Raw genomic sequence first — 18,854 nt, 5'->3', positions numbered from 1 at the left:
TTTCGGATTTTTGACTTTATGGACCTGACGACTTTACGGACCAATTATTTAATTGATTCCCGTGCGCCCGAGTTTTTCGTTTAGTCTCGCCCGGATCTTATTAATGGCATTCTTACGTTTGATCCATTCCAATACCTGAGCGGTATCTCCGCTATTTTGTGATTCCAATATGCGATTGTCGGCTTCACGGGTAAGCATTTCGATTCTTCGCATTTTATAGTTGTCCAAGATTTTAGGCAATAACTCCATCAGTTTCATCTGCTCCGTCTGCACGAAATTATCCATCTTATTCCAAATCTTACTCAGCTCATAAGGTTCACTCAAAATGTTCGCAACAACCGTACTGACTTTGATATCCGCATGGGCAATAAAATGACGGGCAGGAATAAAAGACCCCGACTGATACTCCCTTTTATACTCTTCCCGGATTGTATTAAAGACCGGATTCAATAACTCAAGGTCATCTTCCGCCAACTCCCGGATGATAAACTCTCCCACGGAAACCGTACGCCGGATGCCGTTCTCCTCCTCTTCATACAAACCATTGGTTCCATAAAGAATAAGATAACGGACCAACACGGTCTCCTCCAAATCGCAGGGAGTAACACTCCTCACGTTTCTTTCCATTCCGACAGCCATCTCCGTCAGCTGACCGGTTACTTTCTTGCCGGCTTCCTCCTCGCTCTTTTGCCGTATTTTAGCGATCTCCGTGTAAAGGATACGTTCTTCTACCTCTAACTGATGAGCCGTCTCCCGTACATAAACGGAACGGGTAATATTATCGGGAATTTTGGAAATACTGCGTACGATATCGCTAATCAAACGGGCTTTCTCCACCGGGTCATCTCCGGTTGTTCCAAGTAATAATTTCGTTTTAAAATTGATAAAATCAGTCTCATTATTAGTGATAAACTCCGTCAACTCCCGCGAAGAGTGATTTCTCGCAAATGAATCGGGATCTTCTCCGTCCGGAAGCAATAACACCCGTACATTCAACCCCTCCTCCAACACCAAATCGATTCCCCGCAAAGAAGCTTTAATCCCGGCCGCATCCCCGTCATAAATAATGGTCACGTTAGGGGTCAACCGACGGATCAGGCGAATCTGTTCAATCGTCAAGGAAGTACCGGAAGAGGCCACGACGTTTTCGATCCCTTTGGCGTGGAACGAAATCACGTCCGTATATCCCTCTACCAAAATACAGCGATCCTGTTGTACGATACTTTTTTTAGCGAAATAAATTCCATACAGGGTTTTACTCTTGTGGTAGATCTCCGATTCGGGAGAATTCACATATTTGGCTATCTTCTTATCGGCCGTCATGGTACGTCCGCCGAAAGCAATCACTTTCCCTGCCAAATCCAACACGGGAAACATCACTCTCGACCGAAAACGGTCAAAGACTCCCCGCTCATTTTCTATGGACAACCCCGTTTTTATTAAATACTCTTTTTTATAGCCTTTATTGATAGCCGTATGACTGAAAGCCCCCCACTCTTCCGGGTTATACCCCAACCCGAATTTCTCAATCATCTCATCGCTGATCCCCCGGTGACGCAAATAACCTAACCCGACAGAACGCCCCTCATCCGTGTGATGCAACTGGTACTTAAAATATTCCTGAGCGTAAGCCGTAACGACCAACATACTCTCCCGCTCCGTTTTCTCCTTTTTCTGTTCTTCCGTAAGCTCTTTTTCTTCTATCGGAATATGATATTTGGCCGCCAGGTACTTCAATGCCTCCACGTAAGACATCTGCTCGTGCTCCATGATAAAATTCACGGCATTCCCACCTTTACCGCAACCAAAGCACTTGTAAATACCCTTGGCTGGAGAAACGGTAAAAGAACCGGTCTTTTCGTTATGGAAAGGACATAACCCCAAGTAGTTCACCCCCCGTTTTTTTAAACTTACAAAATCGGAAACTACTTCGTATATATCCGCCGCATCGAAAATTTTCTGTATCGTAGCCTGATCAATCATGTGGCAAAGATAAACATTATACCACGGAAAACAGAATATTAAAAATTGAAAATATACGGAAGAAAACCTAATCACCCGAATCCCCTAATTCACTTGCAAATTAACAGAAAATTAACTACGCCGCATTCGTATAGTTTCAATTATTATATACCTTTGCCCACGGAAACGTTTTAAAGGTGTTTCGTTTCCTCGTGCAACATTAATACAAGAAACGATGGATTACAACAACCCGCAACAAAAAGAGGAATTATTGGAGAATATTTCCGAATTATTTCTGAAATACGGTCTCCGGAGTACTTCCATGGATGATATAGCCAATCATCTGAATATCTCGAAAAAGACTCTTTACCAATTATTCAACAACAAAGACGACGTCGTTGAGCAAGTTTTAGTCCATCGAAGATTAGCCAGAAGCAAACAAGCCGATATGGAAGGCGTTCAGCAAATGAATCCGATCGAGATCATGAATAAAATTAAAACATACATGATTCACGACCTCTCCCGAAGGGTCCCGGCAAATTATTTCGATATTAAAAAATACCATCCGACGGTATATCAAAAAATCATGAAAAACGATGAAAACTTCACAAAAAATTTTTTAACCGGTTTAATAAAAACAGGTATCAACCAAGAATACTTCAGATCGGAAATCGATGCGGAACTACAAGTCTACCTGTTGGGAAAACAATTGAGTTTCTTACGGGAGCCCGAGGTCTTCAGCCAAATCGCCTATCCGATAGAGACCGTAGTAGAAACCATCATCAATAATTTTTTAATGGCAATATGCACGGAGAAAGGAATCAAAGAAATTGAAAAACAAAGCAACGCAAAATAAAGTAAATAAATTATAATAAATAAACACGATGAAATAAGCGGTATTGTTTTTGTAAAGCGTATTATATTTAAAATTCCCCAAGAATAATAACAATTTAATCTATAAATCATGAAAAAAGGAGTTCCATTCTTTCTTATTTTTCTACTCGTGCCTTGGCTACTTCGTTCACAGGAGGTTCCTCAAACACTCTCCTTAAGACAGGCTATCGAGTATGCTATCAAGCACAACAAAGAATTACAATCTTCACAACTGGAAATAGACCTGTATAAACAGAAAGTACGGGAATCCGTTTCACAGGGGTTGCCGCAAATCAACGGTACTTTGGATTATAATACCAATTTCGGTTACAAAATGGATTTTGGAGGTAATTCCATGAAGATGAAAGATCAATCCAATGTAAAAGCAAGTTTACAACAATTAATTTTTAGCGGACAATGGATTTTAGGAATACAAACCAGCAAGATCGCCGAACGTTTGACCGAGCAACAGGTGGAGATTACCGAACTGGATATCGTCGAAAACATCTGTAATTCTTATTACACGATTTTGGTAAGCGAACGAATGTTGGACATTCTGCGCCAGAATCTCGAAAACATGAATAAGATTTATCAACACACCGATAACATGTATAAAGCAGGAACCGTAGAGGTTACGGATGTCGATCAAATCCGAATTACCGTCGGTCAACTGAAAAACAGTTTACTTTCCATGGAAAGGACCGTGGAGGTTAATTACAATTTATTACGCCTTCAATTGGGATTAGTGGCCGGTACGACCGTCAAGCTGACGGATAACTTAACCGTTTTTCTTGACGAGAACAAAGCCAGACAACTGGCAGAAACGACATTCGATATCCAGAAAAATCCCGAATTTCAGATTATGCAGACCCAAACGGAACTAAACAAAAAAATGCTGGGATTGGAGAAATGGAGTTATGCTCCGACGATTTCCGGTTCCTACACCTTTAACCACAAACTGTTGAAGCCGGAATTCGACATGAGTGCCAAACACTCGGCAAGTTTGACGATGACCATTCCTATCTTCTCAGGATTCGAAAGAAAGTCAAAGGTCGCACAGGCAAAAATTCAATTGGATCAAACTAATATAAACAAAAGCCTGTTGGAAGATCAGTTGAACTTACAGGATGAACAATTGAAGTTCGAATTGAGAAACGCAATTGAAAACTATAACCTCCAAAAGGAAAATATCGACGTAGCCGGACGGGTATTAGCCAATTATCAACGGAAATATGAATTCGGAGCCGTTTCCAGCCTGGATCTGACTCAGGCCAATAACAATTACCTGCAAGCTGAAAACAATTACACGAATGCCGTTTTGACCTTATTGCAAGCTCAACTGAATATTGAAAGATTGTATAATCAACTTCCTCATTAATACTTGGAATAACAAAAAAAGAAATACAATGGTAAAGAATCTCATTTTATCGATTATAGCGTTAGCTATACTTACCGGCTGCTCTAACAAGAAAGACAAGGCAGCAGACACATCGAACGCAACTGTTCAAGCCGTACCCGTGAAGGTTATGAAACTTGAAAAGAAAAAGATTGCTAAAACGATAGATTACACGGCCAATTTGGAAGCCGAAGAGCAAGTCTATTACGCTCCTTCCTCCACCGGAAGAATTGAAAAGATTCACGTGGAGGTAGGCGACCCGATTAAAAAAGGACAACTCTTAGTCGAAATGGACCGGACCCAATTACATCAGGCCGAAGTCCAATTGAAAAACTTAGAAACGGAATACAACCGGGCCGTCATGTTGAAAAAGACGGAAAGTATTTCACAACAAGCTTATGATGCAGCCGTTACCCAGTACGAGGTAGCTAAATCCAACGTGGAATTTCTACGGGAAAACACGAAACTTTTAGCCCCGTTCAATGGAGTGGTAACCGGAAAATTTTACGAGAACGGTGAAATGTATTCCGGTTCCCCTACCGGAGGTGCCGCCAAAGCCTCCGTGATCTCCATCGAGCAGATCAACCCGCTAAAGGCTAAGGTAAACATGACGGAACAATATTTCCCGCTCATCAAACAGGGTACTCCCGTTGAATTAAAGAGCGCCATCTATCCCGACCGGACATTCCCCGGAAAAGTAAGTATCGTATATCCGACGATAGACAAGGACTCCCGTACTTTCACCGTCGAGGTAAAGATTCCGAACAATGACCTGACGCTACGTCCGGGTATGTTCGGTTCGATTACCTTCTTTATCGGAGAAACGGAAACGATGGTTGTTCCCGCCTTGGCAGTTTTGAAATTACAAGGAGCCAATAACCGGTACGTGTTCTTAAACGACAACGGCAAAGCTAAACGGGTTGAAGTTATCTTAGGAAAACGTTTCGACGATCAGGTGGAATTGATTTCCGATGAGATCAAGGAAGGAGACGAATTGATCACCGTAGGTCAAGCCCGGTTGGTGGACGGAGCTCCCATCCAAATCACGAAATAATAGTAACACGCAGGATTTAAGCATCATCACGCGAAGAGAGGGGACCACAAGCAACCCTCATAAATCCGAATCATAAATCTAAAACAAAAAAGATGAGTATATTTAATACAGCCGTAGAAAAACCGATTACGACATTGATGATTTTCGTCGGTATCATCGTGCTGGGAGTCTTCTCGCTGGTCCAACTCCCCGTTGACCAGTATCCTAAGATGGACCCTCCCTATCTATCGGTAATGACAAGTTATCCGGGAGCAAACGCCGCGGATATAGAAACCAATATCACAAAAATATTAGAGGATCAGTTGAATTCCGTGGAAGATTTGAAAGAGCTGACCTCTACCTCATACGATAATCTTTCCGTTATCCAGTTGGAGTTCGAATGGGAAGCCAACTTAGACGAGGCCGCCAATGACGTTCGCGACGCTATCGATAAGGCCATGGATAATCTTCCGGACGATATCGATCGTCCCTCCTTGTTCAAGTTCAACACGTCCATGATGCCGGTAATCATTTACTCTTTGACGGCAGACGCTTCTTATCCCGGGATCGAAAAGATCGTCGACGACAAGGTGATCAACCGGTTAAACCGGGTAGACGGGGTCGCTTCCGTAACCATCGCGGGTTCTCCCAAACGGGTTATCTACGTGGATCTCGATCCGAACAAACTGGATGCCTACAACATGACCGTGGAGAGCCTTGGAAATCTGATCGCCGCCGAGAATAAGAATCTTCCGGCCGGTAATTTGAAAATGGGTATCATGGATTATCAGGTCCGCGTGGAAGGAGAGTTCGACGACAGCGAAAAAATCAAGAATATCGTAGTCGCAACGAATAACGGCAAATCCATACTGCTCAAAGATATCGCTATCGTTAAAGATACGATCAAGGATATCACCTTAGAGCAATTGATCAACCGGCAACAGGGAGCGATTTTGTTAGTAACCAAACAATCCGATGCCAACACGGTAGCCATCGCTAAAACCGTTAAGAAAGAGATGGCTCAGATCATGAAAGAACTGCCTCCCGACATTAAAATCGACGTATTGGTCGACTCGTCCGACTTCATCGTTCAATCCATCAACAACCTGTCGGAAACATTGATGTACGCCTTGATCTTCGTAGTCTTGGTCGTATTACTATTCCTCGGACGGTGGAGGGCGACGTTTATCATCGCACTGACCATCCCGATCTCGTTGATCGTGGCATTTATCTATCTTTTTATCACGAACGAATCGCTAAATGTCATTTCCCTGTCCTCCCTTTCGATTGCTATCGGTATGGTTGTGGACGACGCTATCGTGGTTTTGGAAAACATCACGAAACACATCGAACGGGGAAGTGCCCCGCGCGAAGCGGCCAAATACGGGACAAACGAGGTATGGTTGTCGGTTATCGTAACCACCTTGGTTACCGTGGCCGTATTCTTCCCGTTGACCTTGGTAACGGGTATGACCGGAATCCTGTTCAAACAATTGGGCTATATCGTATGTATTACCGTTTGTACCTCTACCGTAACGGCTATCAGTTTGACCCCTATGCTCTCTTCCCAGCTACTGCGCTTACAAGATAAGGATGTGCAGAAAAAAGAAAGCAAATTCAGTTATAACAGTACCGTTATGCGATTATTGGATAAGTTGGATGCCTGGTATGAAAGATTAATCCGTTGGTCTTTGTATCACAAAACAACCATCACACTAACAGCCGTGGTTATTTTCGTGGCTTCCATGTTCTTGGCCAAATACATCAGTACGGACTTTATGCCCCAGAACGACCAGGGTTCCATGAACGTGTACGTGAAGATGCAGACCGGACAAAGAGTAGAGGAGACCAAACGGGTTGCCCTGCAAATCGACTCGATTATGAGAACGAATTACCCGGAGATCAGACAGATCAATCTCTCTTACGGTAGTGAAGACGAGGATGCGGGATTCTCCTCCCTGTTCAATAAAACCGGTAGTAATATTTTGAATATCAGAGCCAGATTAGTAGATCTGAAAGATAGAAATCGCAGTGTATTTACCATCGCCGACGACCTTCGTTCCCGATTGAAAGAGCTGCCTGATGTTTTGGTATATACGGTTAGTACCTCCAGCGGAGGTTCCATGTCGAGCAATAACGTAGACATCGAAATTTCCGGATTTGATTTCGAACAAACCAATAAACTGGCCGCAACCATCAAACAAAAGATGGAAGACGTACCCGGTGCCGAGGATATCAACATCAGCCGGGACGACGACAAGCCGGAACTCCAGCTATTCTTGAACCAAGATAAACTTTCAAGACACGGTTTGACCACCACGGAAGTAGCCAACGCCCTACGTAACCGGGTATACGGATATAAGCCCACGAAATACAAGGAAGACGGAGAGGAGTATGACGTGATCGTCCGCTTGCAGGAAAAATACCGGAGTTCTATCACCGAAATAGAAAATATCCTGATTACGAATGCCGCGGGAGAAAAGATCCGGTTAAAAGAGTTGGGTGAAATCAAAGAGTATTGGTCTCCGCCAAACATCGAACGTAAAAGTAAACAACGTTTGGTAAAAGTATCCATTACCCCTTCCAGGGGAGTCTCATTGGGAGACATTGCTGTCGCCGCCCAGAAAGTGATCGACGACATGAAAAACGAAATCCCTCAAGAGATCTCCGTATACGTGGGAGGTAGCTACGAAGACCAACAGGAGTCATTCAGTTCGTTAGCCATGCTGATGGTGTTAGCCATGTTATTGGTATACATTGTTATGGCCTCCGAGTTCGAATCATTCAAAATGCCGTTCATCATCATGTTGTCTATTCCGTTCGCTTTCTCCGGGGTAATCCTGGCCCTGTTGCTGACAAATACGACCATGAGTGTGATCGCGGCATTAGGCGCCGTCATGCTGGTTGGTATCGTAACGAAGAACGGTATCGTATTGATCGACTTCATCAATCTGATGCGGGAAAGAGGTATCCGGTTATACGATGCCATCGCACAAGCCTGTCGGTCCCGTCTTCGTCCGGTATTGATGACAGCATTAACGACTATCTTGGGTATGTTGCCGATGGCACTGAGCACGGGAGAGGGTTCCGAAACATGGCGCCCGATGGGAGTCGCCGTAATCGGAGGTTTGGTATTCTCTACCATCATCACCATGATTATCGTCCCCGTCATCTATGCTGCTATGGATAAGAGCGGTAGCCGTGACAAGAAAAAGGCGTTAAGTAAACAATTCAAGTTTATGCGGGACTTTGATCCGAAAGAGTTAGAACAAAAATAAATTTACAACCCGGGATTCGGAAGAGTAAACTTTCGGATCCCGGGTTATAAACCAAATTCATATGAAAGCTGTATTTATATCCTATAATCAGGCCTTAACAGAACGGGTGGACTATTTACTCGACCAGTTGCAAGTACGAGGCTGGACCCAGTTCCCTTTAGTAAACGGTAGGGGAACGAACACGGGAGAACCCCGCATGGGGACACACACCTGGCCCGAAATGAACTCGGCCATTCTTACCATCGTGGAAGACCACAAGGTTCCCTTGATCCTCAAATACGTGGAAAAATTAGACAACGTGAACAGAGAAAACGGTATCAGAGCCTTTGTCTGGGACATCACGCAAACCTATTGACGATCAATGGACTCTATGATTAAAAGATTCCGTGATTAAGCGATTGGAAGATTTGATGATTCAAAGTTTGCATGTTCCAAATGAATCACCCAATCATTTCATTTCAGGATCACGAAATCTCTTAATGAAACTCTACCGTAAAGATAGAGTTCGACAACGAAAATAGATAAAGGCATCTTGAAATCAAGATGCCTTTATCTATTTTTACAACATCTCTTTTTTCAGAAAAGAATATGCTTAATCTTCTTTTAAGGATTTGAATCCTCTACCCAATATCTCACGGGAGTCGATGACGTTGATAAAAGCTTCCGGATCTATCTCACGGATACGATGACGCAATATCATCATCTCCCGACGGGTAAGAATCGTATAAATAATCTCACGGGATTCTCCCTTATAGGCTCCGACGGCCGGCAACAGGGTTGCTCCCCGGTTAATGTCTTTCAATATGATACTCTTTACCGACTCGACCTCTTTCGTTACAATCATCAAGGTCTTATGTACGGAAGCTCCTTCCACGATCAAATCGATCACCTTACCTTCGATAAACACGATAATCCAGGAATACATCGGTAATTTCCAATCCCCGAAAGCCAAAACAGTCGTCAACGTGATCGTACAATCTACGATAATTACCAGTGTGCCCAAAGAGATATGCGTATATTTGTTCAGAATCATCGCAATGATATCCGACCCTCCCGAAGTAGCCCTGGATTTAAAAATCATACCGATCCCTATACCGTATACGATACCCCCGAAAATAGAGGACAACAGTTGTTCCTGCAGATCGGCCCGATTTTCTACTCCCGGTTCCAACAAAGCATCAAAACCATAAGATTGGTGAATCAACCACATAAAACCCGGAATAGCAAAAGTACAGATTACCGTTTTAATACCGAACTTGGCTCCTAAGAAATAGATACCGAGCAACAACAGGGGCACATCCATACATAAAGCCGTTGCTTCCGTTCTCCAACCGAACAAATGATGGAAAACCATAGAGAGACCATATGTTCCTCCCGGTGCAAATCCATAGGGTTCGGCAAACATCACGGCTCCCAACGCAAACACAAAACAACCACCTATCAACCAAGAATAGGTAATAAAGAAATCCTTGGAGAATAATTTCTCCTTCGTTACAAATCCCATGTTTAAACTTATTTATTGAGTTATTAATTCCACTTTTTCAGACGCACAAAAGTACAACTTGTTTTCGATTTCCCACAACGTTTTCGATGTAATTACAAATCATGTAAAATATTGATAATCTTAGATTTAACCTTTGAATATCATGCATATTTATACAAGAGACCACATATTTATACAAAAAACAAAAAAAAGCCGTATCAACTCATCTCACCCTCAATCAAAAGAAAATAGGTCTTTCAAAATTATTATTTATCCCATCCTTATTTTCATTTATTTGTTTATATTTGTCTTCGCTTTGGATAGTGAATGTTCTTCGAACGCTCCGAGGGAATCATGTGAAAATCGTGAACTGTACCCGCAGCTGTAAGCTTCGTTAACTTTAGTCTCTACTGCCACTGTTTATAAAAATGGGAAGGCGACAAAAAGGAAGCGAGTCAGAAAACCTGCCAAACATTAGTTTTTACTGTAGCTTTCGGGAAAAGAAGCTGGTAAGATGTCTATTGTGCTTGCCACAATTTTCTTCTTCCCCATTTTCCAACAAGCGTTGTTCTGCTGAATAGGTGAGTAGGTATTTTTTATAGAATTTCTCTGCCAACTTAATTCTATAATAAAATAGAAGCTCACTTATTCTTTTTCAGACCCTTCGTATTTCTTTATAACCAGAGACCGTAAGCAGGAAGGAACCCAGTCGGAAATATCACCTCCCGAACGAACCCGGTCTCTTATCTCCGTCGACGAATAAGGAAACAAAGGAGCATCGACAAAAGATATATCCGGATACTCTTCCCCGGAACACTCAAACCCTTTACGGGGATAAACGAGCAGGGGATAATGCGTTCGAATCCATTGATCGTCTTTCCATAAATGAAAATTACACAGGTTATCTTTTCCTATGATTAATTTAAACAGGCAATCCGGATAACGGGATGAAAGTAATCTTAAGGTATCTACCGTATAAGAAGGTTTAGGCATGGAAAATTCGATGTCGCAAGCCGACATCCGTTCGTCTCCGGCAATGGCTGTTTTTACCATCTCCAACCGATCTTGTTCAGGCAATAATGCCTGATTAACTTTAAAAGGATTACAAGGACTAATAACAAACCACAACTTATCACAATATCCATTATCAAGAAGATAACGGGCAATTCCGATATGACCGTTATGAATCGGATTAAAAGAACCGAAAAACAATCCTATCCGCATAGGTATTTGATTATCATAATTCATTTTTCAAAAATTAGTCGCTATCTCATTCATTCCGTAATCAACGATCAGGTGACTTTATCAAGCTCTTCCTACCCTCCGAGTCCTCCCGTTTTTAAACGTGCCATCTAAAATAACCCATTGCACCCGTTCCCGCGTGCTATTTAAATTCCGGTTCGTTTTCGACCTACAAAACATTAAGGCTTTGCTCCTTAATTTTCTCCAACTCATCTTTCATTCGCACTACTAATTTCTGAATGTCATGGTCGTTTGCCTTCGACCCCATCGTGTTGATTTCACGACCGATCTCCTGGGCGATAAAACCCAATTTACGTCCCGGGGCTTCTTCTTTTTCAGCCGTTTCTATAAAGTATTTGCAATGATTGGCTAAACGCACTTTTTCTTCCGTGATATCCAATTTCTCCAAGTAATAGATGATCTCCTGCTCCAAACGGTTTTCATCTATATTCTTGATTTCCCCCCACTCCTTCATCTTCTCCTGCAAACGCTGTTTTATCGCCACAACACGCTGGGATTCAAACCGAGGGACCTCTGCCGATAAACTTTTAATCAGCTCTATACGATTCAATATATCCTTTATCAATACGGCTCCCTCTTGTACCCTGAACTTATTGACCTCTTCCAGAGCTTTCACGATTCCGGCCTTCAAATGAAGCCACTCCTCTTCATCCAACTCTTCGGATTTTACCTGAAGTGTATCCGGGAAACGCATGATCGTCTGTAACAACTCCCCTCTATCCGGTTCTACCCCCAAAGAAGAAGCAACATCAAGCATTTGTTGGTAATATTGGGAAACGACGGATTTATTTACAGCTACTTCTTTATCCGCATCCGTACCGTCAAAATAAATGAACATGTCTACTTTACCTCGTTCCAGGTAATTTTTTATCGTATTCCGAATCTCTATGTCTTTCTCTTTATATAAATTCGGAGTCTTCAAATTAACATCCAATTGTTTTGAGTTCAGGCTTTTTACCTCAATCACAATCTTCTTATCACCACTTTCAACAGTTGCTTTCCCGAAACCGGTCATTGATTTTACCATAATTTTCACTTTTGTTAGGTTACAATTCCTTGCAAAAGTAGGGCTTTTATTTTAGAAATAAGGTTACAAAATATCGAAAAAGTTCAGGAAAGCACCCGGGAAAATACTACTCTCCCAACATTTCTTGACGGTACTCTGACAAAATCTTATCTATCTCCTCCTGAATACGGTTCAGCTCCTCGTCCCGGAGCAAAGGATTTTCCAACCAGATCAACATCCGGGAGCACTCTTGAAGCCGCAATTCCACGTATTTTTTCAGGTAGGCAAGTTCCAAACGATCCTCCTTTCCCAAATCCTTCGAACGCTCTACCGTCCGCAACGCATCCTGATATTTTTTCCAACAAACGAGAGAGACCGTATCCACGTAAGCACGAACAATTTCCGGGTCCTCTTCCCACTCAATCATCTCGTAAACCTTCAACGCTTTTTCTTCATATAGATCCAGTTCCTCCGGCCATACATTCCCTATATCCGTAAAAAACAGAGTGGCGACCAGCAACAAGAGCAAAACCGAAAGACCCACGAGGCTAACACCCAAAGCCCGCCAGGCAGAATAGAACGTACCGCCCTCCCGGGCGTGTTCATCCAAACGGTTTCTTTGGGTCTTATAAACAACAAAACCGATAATGATTACGCTCAATCCCGGTATCAGAAATCGGGGAACCCGATCTGCCTGCTCATCCGGTAAAGAGCATAAAACAAGTACGATCCCAAGGGTCAAAAGTAAAGATATCAACAAGGTAAACCAAGCTGCCTTTCTACGGCCCATGTGAAAAAAATTTACACTCATCAACAATCCTCCCGAAAAAGGACCGAATAACAAAGTCATAAGGTCGACAATCTTCTCTTTATAAAATTTTGCCTCCATGTTTTCAAATAATAAAATTTCCGGTCTGATGCTTTTTCAAGCGCACAAACTTAAAAAATTATTCGAACATATTACCCTGTAACTACTTTCTGAACAGATTATCATTCATAAGATGAAAGGATTTACAAATCTGCCGATTGTAAAGCTCCTATCAATCCTTCTCGACTTCCTCCCACTCTTCGATACTCTCTTGTATCTCCTGAATATTTTTCAGCGTAAAACGCCGATAGATAGTCCAACTTAATAAAACGGCAAACAAAAGACCTATTGCAACAAAAACAAGAATGAAATAGTACGCGATATCGCTAAAAGCTTTAAGAGAGGTAAGGAATAAAACAGCATACATGATACCGAGAAAAGGAGTAAACAATAATTCTGTCTGAGAGCTCCTTTTATAACGATGAATGGACAAGGCAAGCTCTTTCATGTTTTTCTTTATCGCATCCATCCGGTGTAACGATCGTAGACCTCTCCACACGTATAAGACCATAAGCAACAAGACCAAAAGATTAACCCACAAGAACCACTCCTGCATATGTGTCTTCCCAACCGGCCCACTCCACACGATAGTACAACAAATGATACTTATACAAGCACATATTCCCGACCAAATCTCGGCATTGATCAATTTATCGATAGCCCGATTCCGTTTCCCTTCTATCATTTTTCTAATCATCCGTTCATCGAGAATCTCTCTTCTTTTGAGGGATTCTTCCCAGGAATTCCAATTATCTTTCATTTTATCCAATTCCATAACACAATAATTTAACCATTAGACATGTTTTTCAATTTTTCTTTGATCCTGCTGAGTTTTGTCGCAACATTCGTCACCGACAATCCCGTAATCACCGCTATTTCCTGGTACGACTTTTCTTCCAGATAAAGCAACACCAATGCCCTTTCCAGCTGCCCCAGCCGATCGATCAAAACATACATCTCTTTTATCTCTCCCGCTACATCCCTGTCATCGTCCGGCAAATTCGACGCGACATCAATCGATAGTATCTTCGACTTTTTTATAAACCGTCTGAAATAGGAGATGGAGGTATTCAAAGCAATCCGATACACCCACGTAGAAGGTTTTGCATCCCGGCGAAAATCGGGAAACCCCTTCCACAAATTGATTACCGTCTCCTGATACAAATCGTTTAAATGGCCTGTATCCCGGGAATATAAATAGCAGACCTTATAAATGATTCGTTGGTGCTCCTGAATAAAAGCAATAAACTCTTTTTCTAACTCCTGATCCATCGATTTTTTTCTCATAAGACGCACGCAAGAAACAAAAATCACAGCAGACTAAAAAATATTTTATACGATTCTGTCGTTTAGCCCGTTTCATTTTCAAAACCCGACACTTCATATTCACGGAAAATCACTATCTTTGCACTCCAAATTATTAATTGCAAATTTCATACATGGAGCACATTAGGAATTTCTGTATTATCGCACATATTGATCACGGAAAAAGTACATTGGCAGACAGGCTGCTGGAATACACGGGAACAGTGACAGGCAAAGCCTTACAGGCTCAGGTTCTCGATGACATGGACCTGGAGAGAGAGCGGGGAATCACCATTAAAAGCCATGCCATTCAGATGGATTACAATTACAAGGGAGAAAAATACGTGCTAAACCTGATCGATACGCCGGGACATGTGGATTTTTCCTATGAAGTATCCCGTTCCATCGCGGCCTGCGAAGGGGCTCTACTGATCGTGGACGCAACACAAGGTATTCAGGCCCAAACGATATCCAACCTTTATTTGGCAATAGACAATAATTTGGAGGTCATTCCGGTGTTGAACAAAATGGATATGCCCAACGCCATGCCCGAAGAGGTAAAAGACCAGATCGAAGAACTTTTAGGTTGTAAAAGAGAAGATATATTGGAAGCCAGCGGTAAAACCGGAATGGGTGTCGACCGGATATTGGAAGCCGTCGTGGAACGGATTCCAGCTCCCACGGGAGATCCTGAAGCTCCGTTGCAAGCTTTGATTTTCGATTCCGAATTCAACTCCTTCCGCGGGATCATCACTTATTGTCGCATCGTGAACGGTTCTTTAAAAAGCGGAGATAAGGTCAAATTTGTAAACACGGGAAAGGAGTATACCGCGGACGAAATCGGTGTTTTACGCCTGAATCAGGAACCCCGCGCCGAATTGCCGACGGGGGATGTCGGTTACATTATTTCCGGCATCAAGACCTCTTCGGAGGTGAAGGTCGGCGATACGATTACTCATATCAACCGCCCTTGCGACAAAGCTATCGAGGGTTTCGAAGAGGTTAAGCCCATGGTATTCGCGGGAATATACCCCATCGATTCGGAAGATTACGAAGATTTACGAACTTCCATAGAAAAACTGCAACTTAACGATGCTTCCCTGACTTTTGAACCGGAATCTTCAGCAGCTTTAGGCTTCGGTTTTCGCTGCGGATTTTTGGGGATGTTGCATATGGAGATCATTCAGGAACGGTTAGACCGCGAATTCGACATGAATGTGATCACGACGGTTCCTAACGTAATGTATATCGCTCACACGACCAAAGGAGAGGTATACGAGATGCACAACCCGTCGGACATGCCCTCTCCGACCACGTTGGATTACATCGAAGAACCCTATATAAAAGCACAGATCATCACCCCGACCGAATACATCGGTCCGATCATGACCCTCTGCCTCGGAAAGCGGGGAACTTTGATCAAACAACACTACCTGACCGGTAACCGCATCGAGTTAAACTACGAAATGCCGCTTGCCGAGATCGTGTTCGATTTCTACGATAAACTGAAGAGCATCACCAAAGGATACGCCTCTTTCGACTATTTCCAGATCGGTTACAGGCAAGCCAACCTGGTTAAACTGGACATCCTGCTGAACGGGGAGTCCGTGGATGCCCTTTCCGCACTTATTCATTTCGATAACGCCTATTCGTTCGGAAAACGGATTTGTGAAAAACTCAAGGAACTCATTCCCCGACAACAATTCGATATTGCCATCCAAGCTGCCATCGGAGCCAAAATCATCTCCCGGGAGACGATAAAGGCCGTCCGGAAAGACGTTACGGCCAAATGTTACGGGGGTGACATCTCCCGGAAACGCAAATTGCTGGAAAAACAGAAAAAAGGAAAGAAGCGAATGAAACAGATCGGAAACGTGGAAGTACCGCAAAAGGCATTCCTTGCCGTTTTGAAGTTAGATTAAAATAACCTGTTCATAAACAAACGGACATGAAAAAACAGATCATCAATGCCTGCATCGTTACGATGAATTCCCAAATGGAGGTGGTAAAAAACGGCTTTATCGATATCGAAGGAGATGAAATCCTCCGTATCGGATCTATGGATGAACGCCAAACAAACAGTCCCGAAATAGAGATCACGGATGCGGCAGGAATGATTGTTATGCCCGGTTTCGTTAACACTCATACCCATGTTCCCATGACCCTTTTGCGCGGATTTGCAGATGATCTTCCCTTGCACGAGTGGCTGACGGAACACATTTTTCCGGCAGAAGCTCGTCTCGTCACGCCCGAAAACGTTCGGATTGCCAGTCGGTTGGCTTTTATCGAGATGATCAAATCAGGCACGACCTGTTTCAACGACATGTACTTTTTTGAAGATATCATCGCGGAAGAGGCTAAAAAGGCAGGGATTCGGGGGGTAGTGGGGGAATCGCTTATCGATTTCCCGACGGCCAGCTTTAAAACAGTAGAAGAAGGACTCTCTCTTTGCGAACAATTGATACAAAAGTGGCAAAACGACAGCTTGATTCATCCTTCCGTTTGCGCTCACTCTCCTTATACCTGTTCCGAAAAGACATTGAAAAGCGGTAAGCGATTGGCCGACAAATACAATACGCTCTTACAGATTCATGTTTCGGAAACACGAAAAGAGGTGGAAGATATCAAAATCCGTACCGGAAAAACTCCGGGAGAATATCTCCATTCCATCGGGTTATTGGACAAAAACGTCATTGCGGCCCATGGCGTGTGGCTGACCCCGAAAGAAACAGAATTATTCGCAAGCACACGTACTTCTATCGGGCATTGTCCCAAAAGCAACCTGAAATTAGCCAGCGGAATTGCCGATACGGACTCCTACCGGAAAGCAGGTATCACGGTCGGAATCGGAACCGACGGCACCGCAAGCAACAACACCTTGGATATGGTGGAGGAGATGCGCTTCGCCGCCCTATTGCCTAAAGTAGTCCACTACAACCCGGAGGCAATCCAGGCCCGTACGGCCTTACAAATGGCAACCATCAACGGGGCAAAGGCTCTGGGGTTAGACGGAATCACCGGTTCCATAGAGACAGGGAAAAAAGCGGATCTGATACTCGTGCATGCTAATGCCAGCAATATGATTCCCGTTTACGACGAATACTCCGCGATCGTCTATGCCATGAACAGCAAAAACATCCGTTATTCCATGGTAAACGGGGAATGGATCATGAAAAATCGGGAGGTATTGCACATCGATAAAGAAGAGACCTTAAAGGCAGTGAAACGAATTGCCTGCTCGTTTCGTCTTTCGTAAAAGGATTTGTATTTAAAAAATTCCTATCCTTTGAGCCTATTTCTTCCGATTCGTAAAAAGATTAGGACGGAAGCAAGTAATTTTCAATTTTCATCTTTCAATTTTCAATTAAATAGTTTAGCTTTGCAATCCTTATTTATAAAAGAAAAAGTTTATAAACGATATAAACACAAGAAGATATGGAAAATTTAAATTATGGCGGACTGGAAGAAGAGTATACAGCATACGACAAAGCCGAAATCGTAGTATTACCGGTCCCCTATGACGGGACAAGTACTTGGATAAAAGGTGCCGATAAAGGTCCGGATGCACTTTTAGAAGCTTCTGCCAATATGGAGCTTTACGATATCGAAACAGATTCTGAAGTATATAGAAAAGGCATTGCAACCGTAGAGCCTGTCTCGGAAGCATCTTCTCCCGAAGCCATGTCTCAGGAAGTTGAACGCCGGGTCGATGCGATACTAAAAGACAAGAAGTTTCCTGTTATCTTAGGAGGAGAACACTCCGTAAGTATCGGAGCTTTTCGGGCTTTTGCCAAACATTTCGATAAATTCTCGGTTTTACAACTCGATGCCCACTCGGACATGCGTAGCGAATACGAAGGTTCCACCCATAACCACGCCTGTGTTATGGCCAGGGCAAAAGAAGTCGCAACCATAGCCCAAGTTGGAATCAGAAGTTCTGCCATCGAAGAGAAAGAGAATATCATGCCGGACCGCATCTTCTATGCCCATGACTTACATGATGCCAAGGAAGGTAGTAACTGGATGTACATGGTTTCTCAAAAATTACACGACAACGTGTATATCACCATCGATCTCGACGTGTTCGACCCGGCCATCATGCCCTCTACCGGAACTCCAGAACCGGACGGACTTTATTACCGGGAAGTTCTGAATTTCCTGAAACTGATCAACGAGAGACATAACATCATCGGTATGGATGTCGTGGAACTATGCCCGAACGAGTCGAATAAAGCTCCCGATTTCTTGGCCAGCAAGCTGATTTATCAGATATTGAGCATGAAATACAACAACCAATAAAAGATTTATGATTAAGCGTTTCCGTGGTTTTACGACTAAAAAATCACCCGATCGTTCAATCAACTTCCAATTAAAAATATTGAGTCTA

At 43.1% G+C, this 18,854-nt stretch carries 15 protein-coding genes and 1 riboswitch; of the genes, 8 read left to right on the top strand and 7 right to left on the bottom strand.

The window, feature by feature from the left end:
* Nucleotides 1-48: 48 nt before the first annotated feature.
* Nucleotides 49-1,983: a DNA primase gene (dnaG, locus tag NVS78_RS03295; protein WP_286357907.1), complete on the bottom strand. Its 1,935-nt coding sequence runs from the start codon at nt 1,981-1,983 to the stop codon at nt 49-51.
* Between the two features lie 214 nt (nt 1,984-2,197).
* Here dnaG and NVS78_RS03290 point away from each other — a divergent pair, with 214 nt between their 5' ends.
* The 5 genes from NVS78_RS03290 to NVS78_RS03270 all read left to right on the top strand — a co-directional run bounded on the left by NVS78_RS03290 (nt 2,198) and on the right by NVS78_RS03270 (nt 8,897).
* Nucleotides 2,198-2,818 (top strand): TetR/AcrR family transcriptional regulator, encoded by a 621-nt coding sequence (locus NVS78_RS03290; protein ID WP_286357906.1) that lies wholly within the window; start codon nt 2,198-2,200, stop codon nt 2,816-2,818.
* Between the two features lie 108 nt (nt 2,819-2,926).
* Entirely contained in the window at nt 2,927-4,213 is a 1,287-nt protein-coding gene (locus tag NVS78_RS03285; protein WP_286357905.1) for a TolC family protein, read from the top strand.
* A gap of 28 nt (nt 4,214-4,241) precedes the next feature.
* A complete protein-coding gene (locus NVS78_RS03280) occupies nt 4,242-5,285 on the top strand; it encodes an efflux RND transporter periplasmic adaptor subunit (RefSeq protein ID WP_286357904.1) in 1,044 nt (347 codons plus the stop codon).
* A gap of 92 nt (nt 5,286-5,377) precedes the next feature.
* Nucleotides 5,378-8,542, top strand: a complete 3,165-nt coding sequence (locus tag NVS78_RS03275) for an efflux RND transporter permease subunit (protein ID WP_286357903.1) — start codon at nt 5,378-5,380, stop codon at nt 8,540-8,542.
* Nucleotides 8,543-8,603: 61 nt separating this feature from the next.
* Nucleotides 8,604-8,897: a PG0541 family transporter-associated protein gene (locus NVS78_RS03270; RefSeq protein ID WP_041503278.1), complete on the top strand. Its 294-nt coding sequence runs from the start codon at nt 8,604-8,606 to the stop codon at nt 8,895-8,897.
* 237 nt (nt 8,898-9,134) lie between these two features.
* Here NVS78_RS03270 and NVS78_RS03265 read toward each other — a convergent pair whose 3' ends face one another.
* The 6 genes from NVS78_RS03265 to NVS78_RS03240 form a co-directional block, all read right to left on the bottom strand.
* Nucleotides 9,135-10,046 (bottom strand): YitT family protein, encoded by a 912-nt coding sequence (locus NVS78_RS03265; RefSeq protein WP_041503277.1) that lies wholly within the window; start codon nt 10,044-10,046, stop codon nt 9,135-9,137.
* Nucleotides 10,047-10,314: 268 nt separating this feature from the next.
* Nucleotides 10,315-10,511, top strand: a riboswitch (cobalamin riboswitch).
* A 159-nt stretch (nt 10,512-10,670) separates the two neighbouring features.
* Nucleotides 10,671-11,273, bottom strand: a complete 603-nt coding sequence (gene nadD / locus NVS78_RS03260; RefSeq protein WP_286357902.1) for a nicotinate (nicotinamide) nucleotide adenylyltransferase — start codon at nt 11,271-11,273, stop codon at nt 10,671-10,673.
* A 163-nt stretch (nt 11,274-11,436) separates the two neighbouring features.
* Nucleotides 11,437-12,315: a YicC/YloC family endoribonuclease gene (locus NVS78_RS03255; protein ID WP_286357901.1), complete on the bottom strand. Its 879-nt coding sequence runs from the start codon at nt 12,313-12,315 to the stop codon at nt 11,437-11,439.
* A 106-nt stretch (nt 12,316-12,421) separates the two neighbouring features.
* Nucleotides 12,422-13,183: a hypothetical protein gene (locus NVS78_RS03250; RefSeq protein WP_286357900.1), complete on the bottom strand. Its 762-nt coding sequence runs from the start codon at nt 13,181-13,183 to the stop codon at nt 12,422-12,424.
* Nucleotides 13,184-13,334: 151 nt separating this feature from the next.
* Nucleotides 13,335-13,937 (bottom strand): hypothetical protein, encoded by a 603-nt coding sequence (locus tag NVS78_RS03245; protein WP_286357899.1) that lies wholly within the window; start codon nt 13,935-13,937, stop codon nt 13,335-13,337.
* Between the two features lie 11 nt (nt 13,938-13,948).
* Nucleotides 13,949-14,449, bottom strand: coding sequence for an RNA polymerase sigma factor (locus NVS78_RS03240; protein ID WP_286357898.1), 501 nt, complete (start codon nt 14,447-14,449; stop codon nt 13,949-13,951).
* 152 nt (nt 14,450-14,601) lie between these two features.
* On the opposite strand from NVS78_RS03240, the gene lepA reads away from it, so the two are divergent.
* The 3 genes from lepA to speB all read left to right on the top strand — a co-directional run bounded on the left by lepA (nt 14,602) and on the right by speB (nt 18,766).
* Entirely contained in the window at nt 14,602-16,389 is a 1,788-nt protein-coding gene (gene lepA / locus NVS78_RS03235; protein WP_041503271.1) for a translation elongation factor 4, read from the top strand.
* A gap of 26 nt (nt 16,390-16,415) precedes the next feature.
* Nucleotides 16,416-17,723: an amidohydrolase family protein gene (locus tag NVS78_RS03230; protein ID WP_286357897.1), complete on the top strand. Its 1,308-nt coding sequence runs from the start codon at nt 16,416-16,418 to the stop codon at nt 17,721-17,723.
* Nucleotides 17,724-17,902: 179 nt separating this feature from the next.
* Nucleotides 17,903-18,766, top strand: coding sequence for an agmatinase (speB, locus tag NVS78_RS03225; protein WP_286357896.1), 864 nt, complete (start codon nt 17,903-17,905; stop codon nt 18,764-18,766).
* The last annotated feature ends 88 nt before the right edge of the window (nt 18,767-18,854 follow it).

The sequence above is a fragment of the Gabonibacter chumensis genome (genome assembly GCF_024741215.1).
GTDB classification, from domain to species: Bacteria; Bacteroidota; Bacteroidia; order Bacteroidales; family Marinifilaceae; genus Gabonibacter; species Gabonibacter massiliensis.
The sequence above is the reverse complement of the archived record's forward strand: the minus strand, read 5'-3'. Positions and strand labels throughout refer to the sequence as shown.

Bases quoted from the DNA above. Each gene is read 5' to 3' on its own strand.
- dnaG (WP_286357907.1), bottom strand. From the start codon at position 1,983: ATGATTGATCAGGCTACGATACAGAAAATTTTCGATGCGGCGGATATA.
- NVS78_RS03290 (WP_286357906.1), top strand. From the start codon at position 2,198: ATGGATTACAACAACCCGCAACAAAAAGAGGAATTATTGGAGAATATT.
- NVS78_RS03285 (WP_286357905.1), top strand. From the start codon at position 2,927: ATGAAAAAAGGAGTTCCATTCTTTCTTATTTTTCTACTCGTGCCTTGG.
- NVS78_RS03280 (WP_286357904.1), top strand. From the start codon at position 4,242: ATGGTAAAGAATCTCATTTTATCGATTATAGCGTTAGCTATACTTACC.
- NVS78_RS03275 (WP_286357903.1), top strand. From the start codon at position 5,378: ATGAGTATATTTAATACAGCCGTAGAAAAACCGATTACGACATTGATG.
- NVS78_RS03270 (WP_041503278.1), top strand. From the start codon at position 8,604: ATGAAAGCTGTATTTATATCCTATAATCAGGCCTTAACAGAACGGGTG.
- NVS78_RS03265 (WP_041503277.1), bottom strand. From the start codon at position 10,046: ATGGGATTTGTAACGAAGGAGAAATTATTCTCCAAGGATTTCTTTATT.
- nadD (WP_286357902.1), bottom strand. From the start codon at position 11,273: ATGAATTATGATAATCAAATACCTATGCGGATAGGATTGTTTTTCGGT.
- NVS78_RS03255 (WP_286357901.1), bottom strand. From the start codon at position 12,315: ATGGTAAAATCAATGACCGGTTTCGGGAAAGCAACTGTTGAAAGTGGT.
- NVS78_RS03250 (WP_286357900.1), bottom strand. From the start codon at position 13,183: ATGGAGGCAAAATTTTATAAAGAGAAGATTGTCGACCTTATGACTTTG.
- NVS78_RS03245 (WP_286357899.1), bottom strand. From the start codon at position 13,937: ATGGAATTGGATAAAATGAAAGATAATTGGAATTCCTGGGAAGAATCC.
- NVS78_RS03240 (WP_286357898.1), bottom strand. From the start codon at position 14,449: ATGAGAAAAAAATCGATGGATCAGGAGTTAGAAAAAGAGTTTATTGCT.
- lepA (WP_041503271.1), top strand. From the start codon at position 14,602: ATGGAGCACATTAGGAATTTCTGTATTATCGCACATATTGATCACGGA.
- NVS78_RS03230 (WP_286357897.1), top strand. From the start codon at position 16,416: ATGAAAAAACAGATCATCAATGCCTGCATCGTTACGATGAATTCCCAA.
- speB (WP_286357896.1), top strand. From the start codon at position 17,903: ATGGAAAATTTAAATTATGGCGGACTGGAAGAAGAGTATACAGCATAC.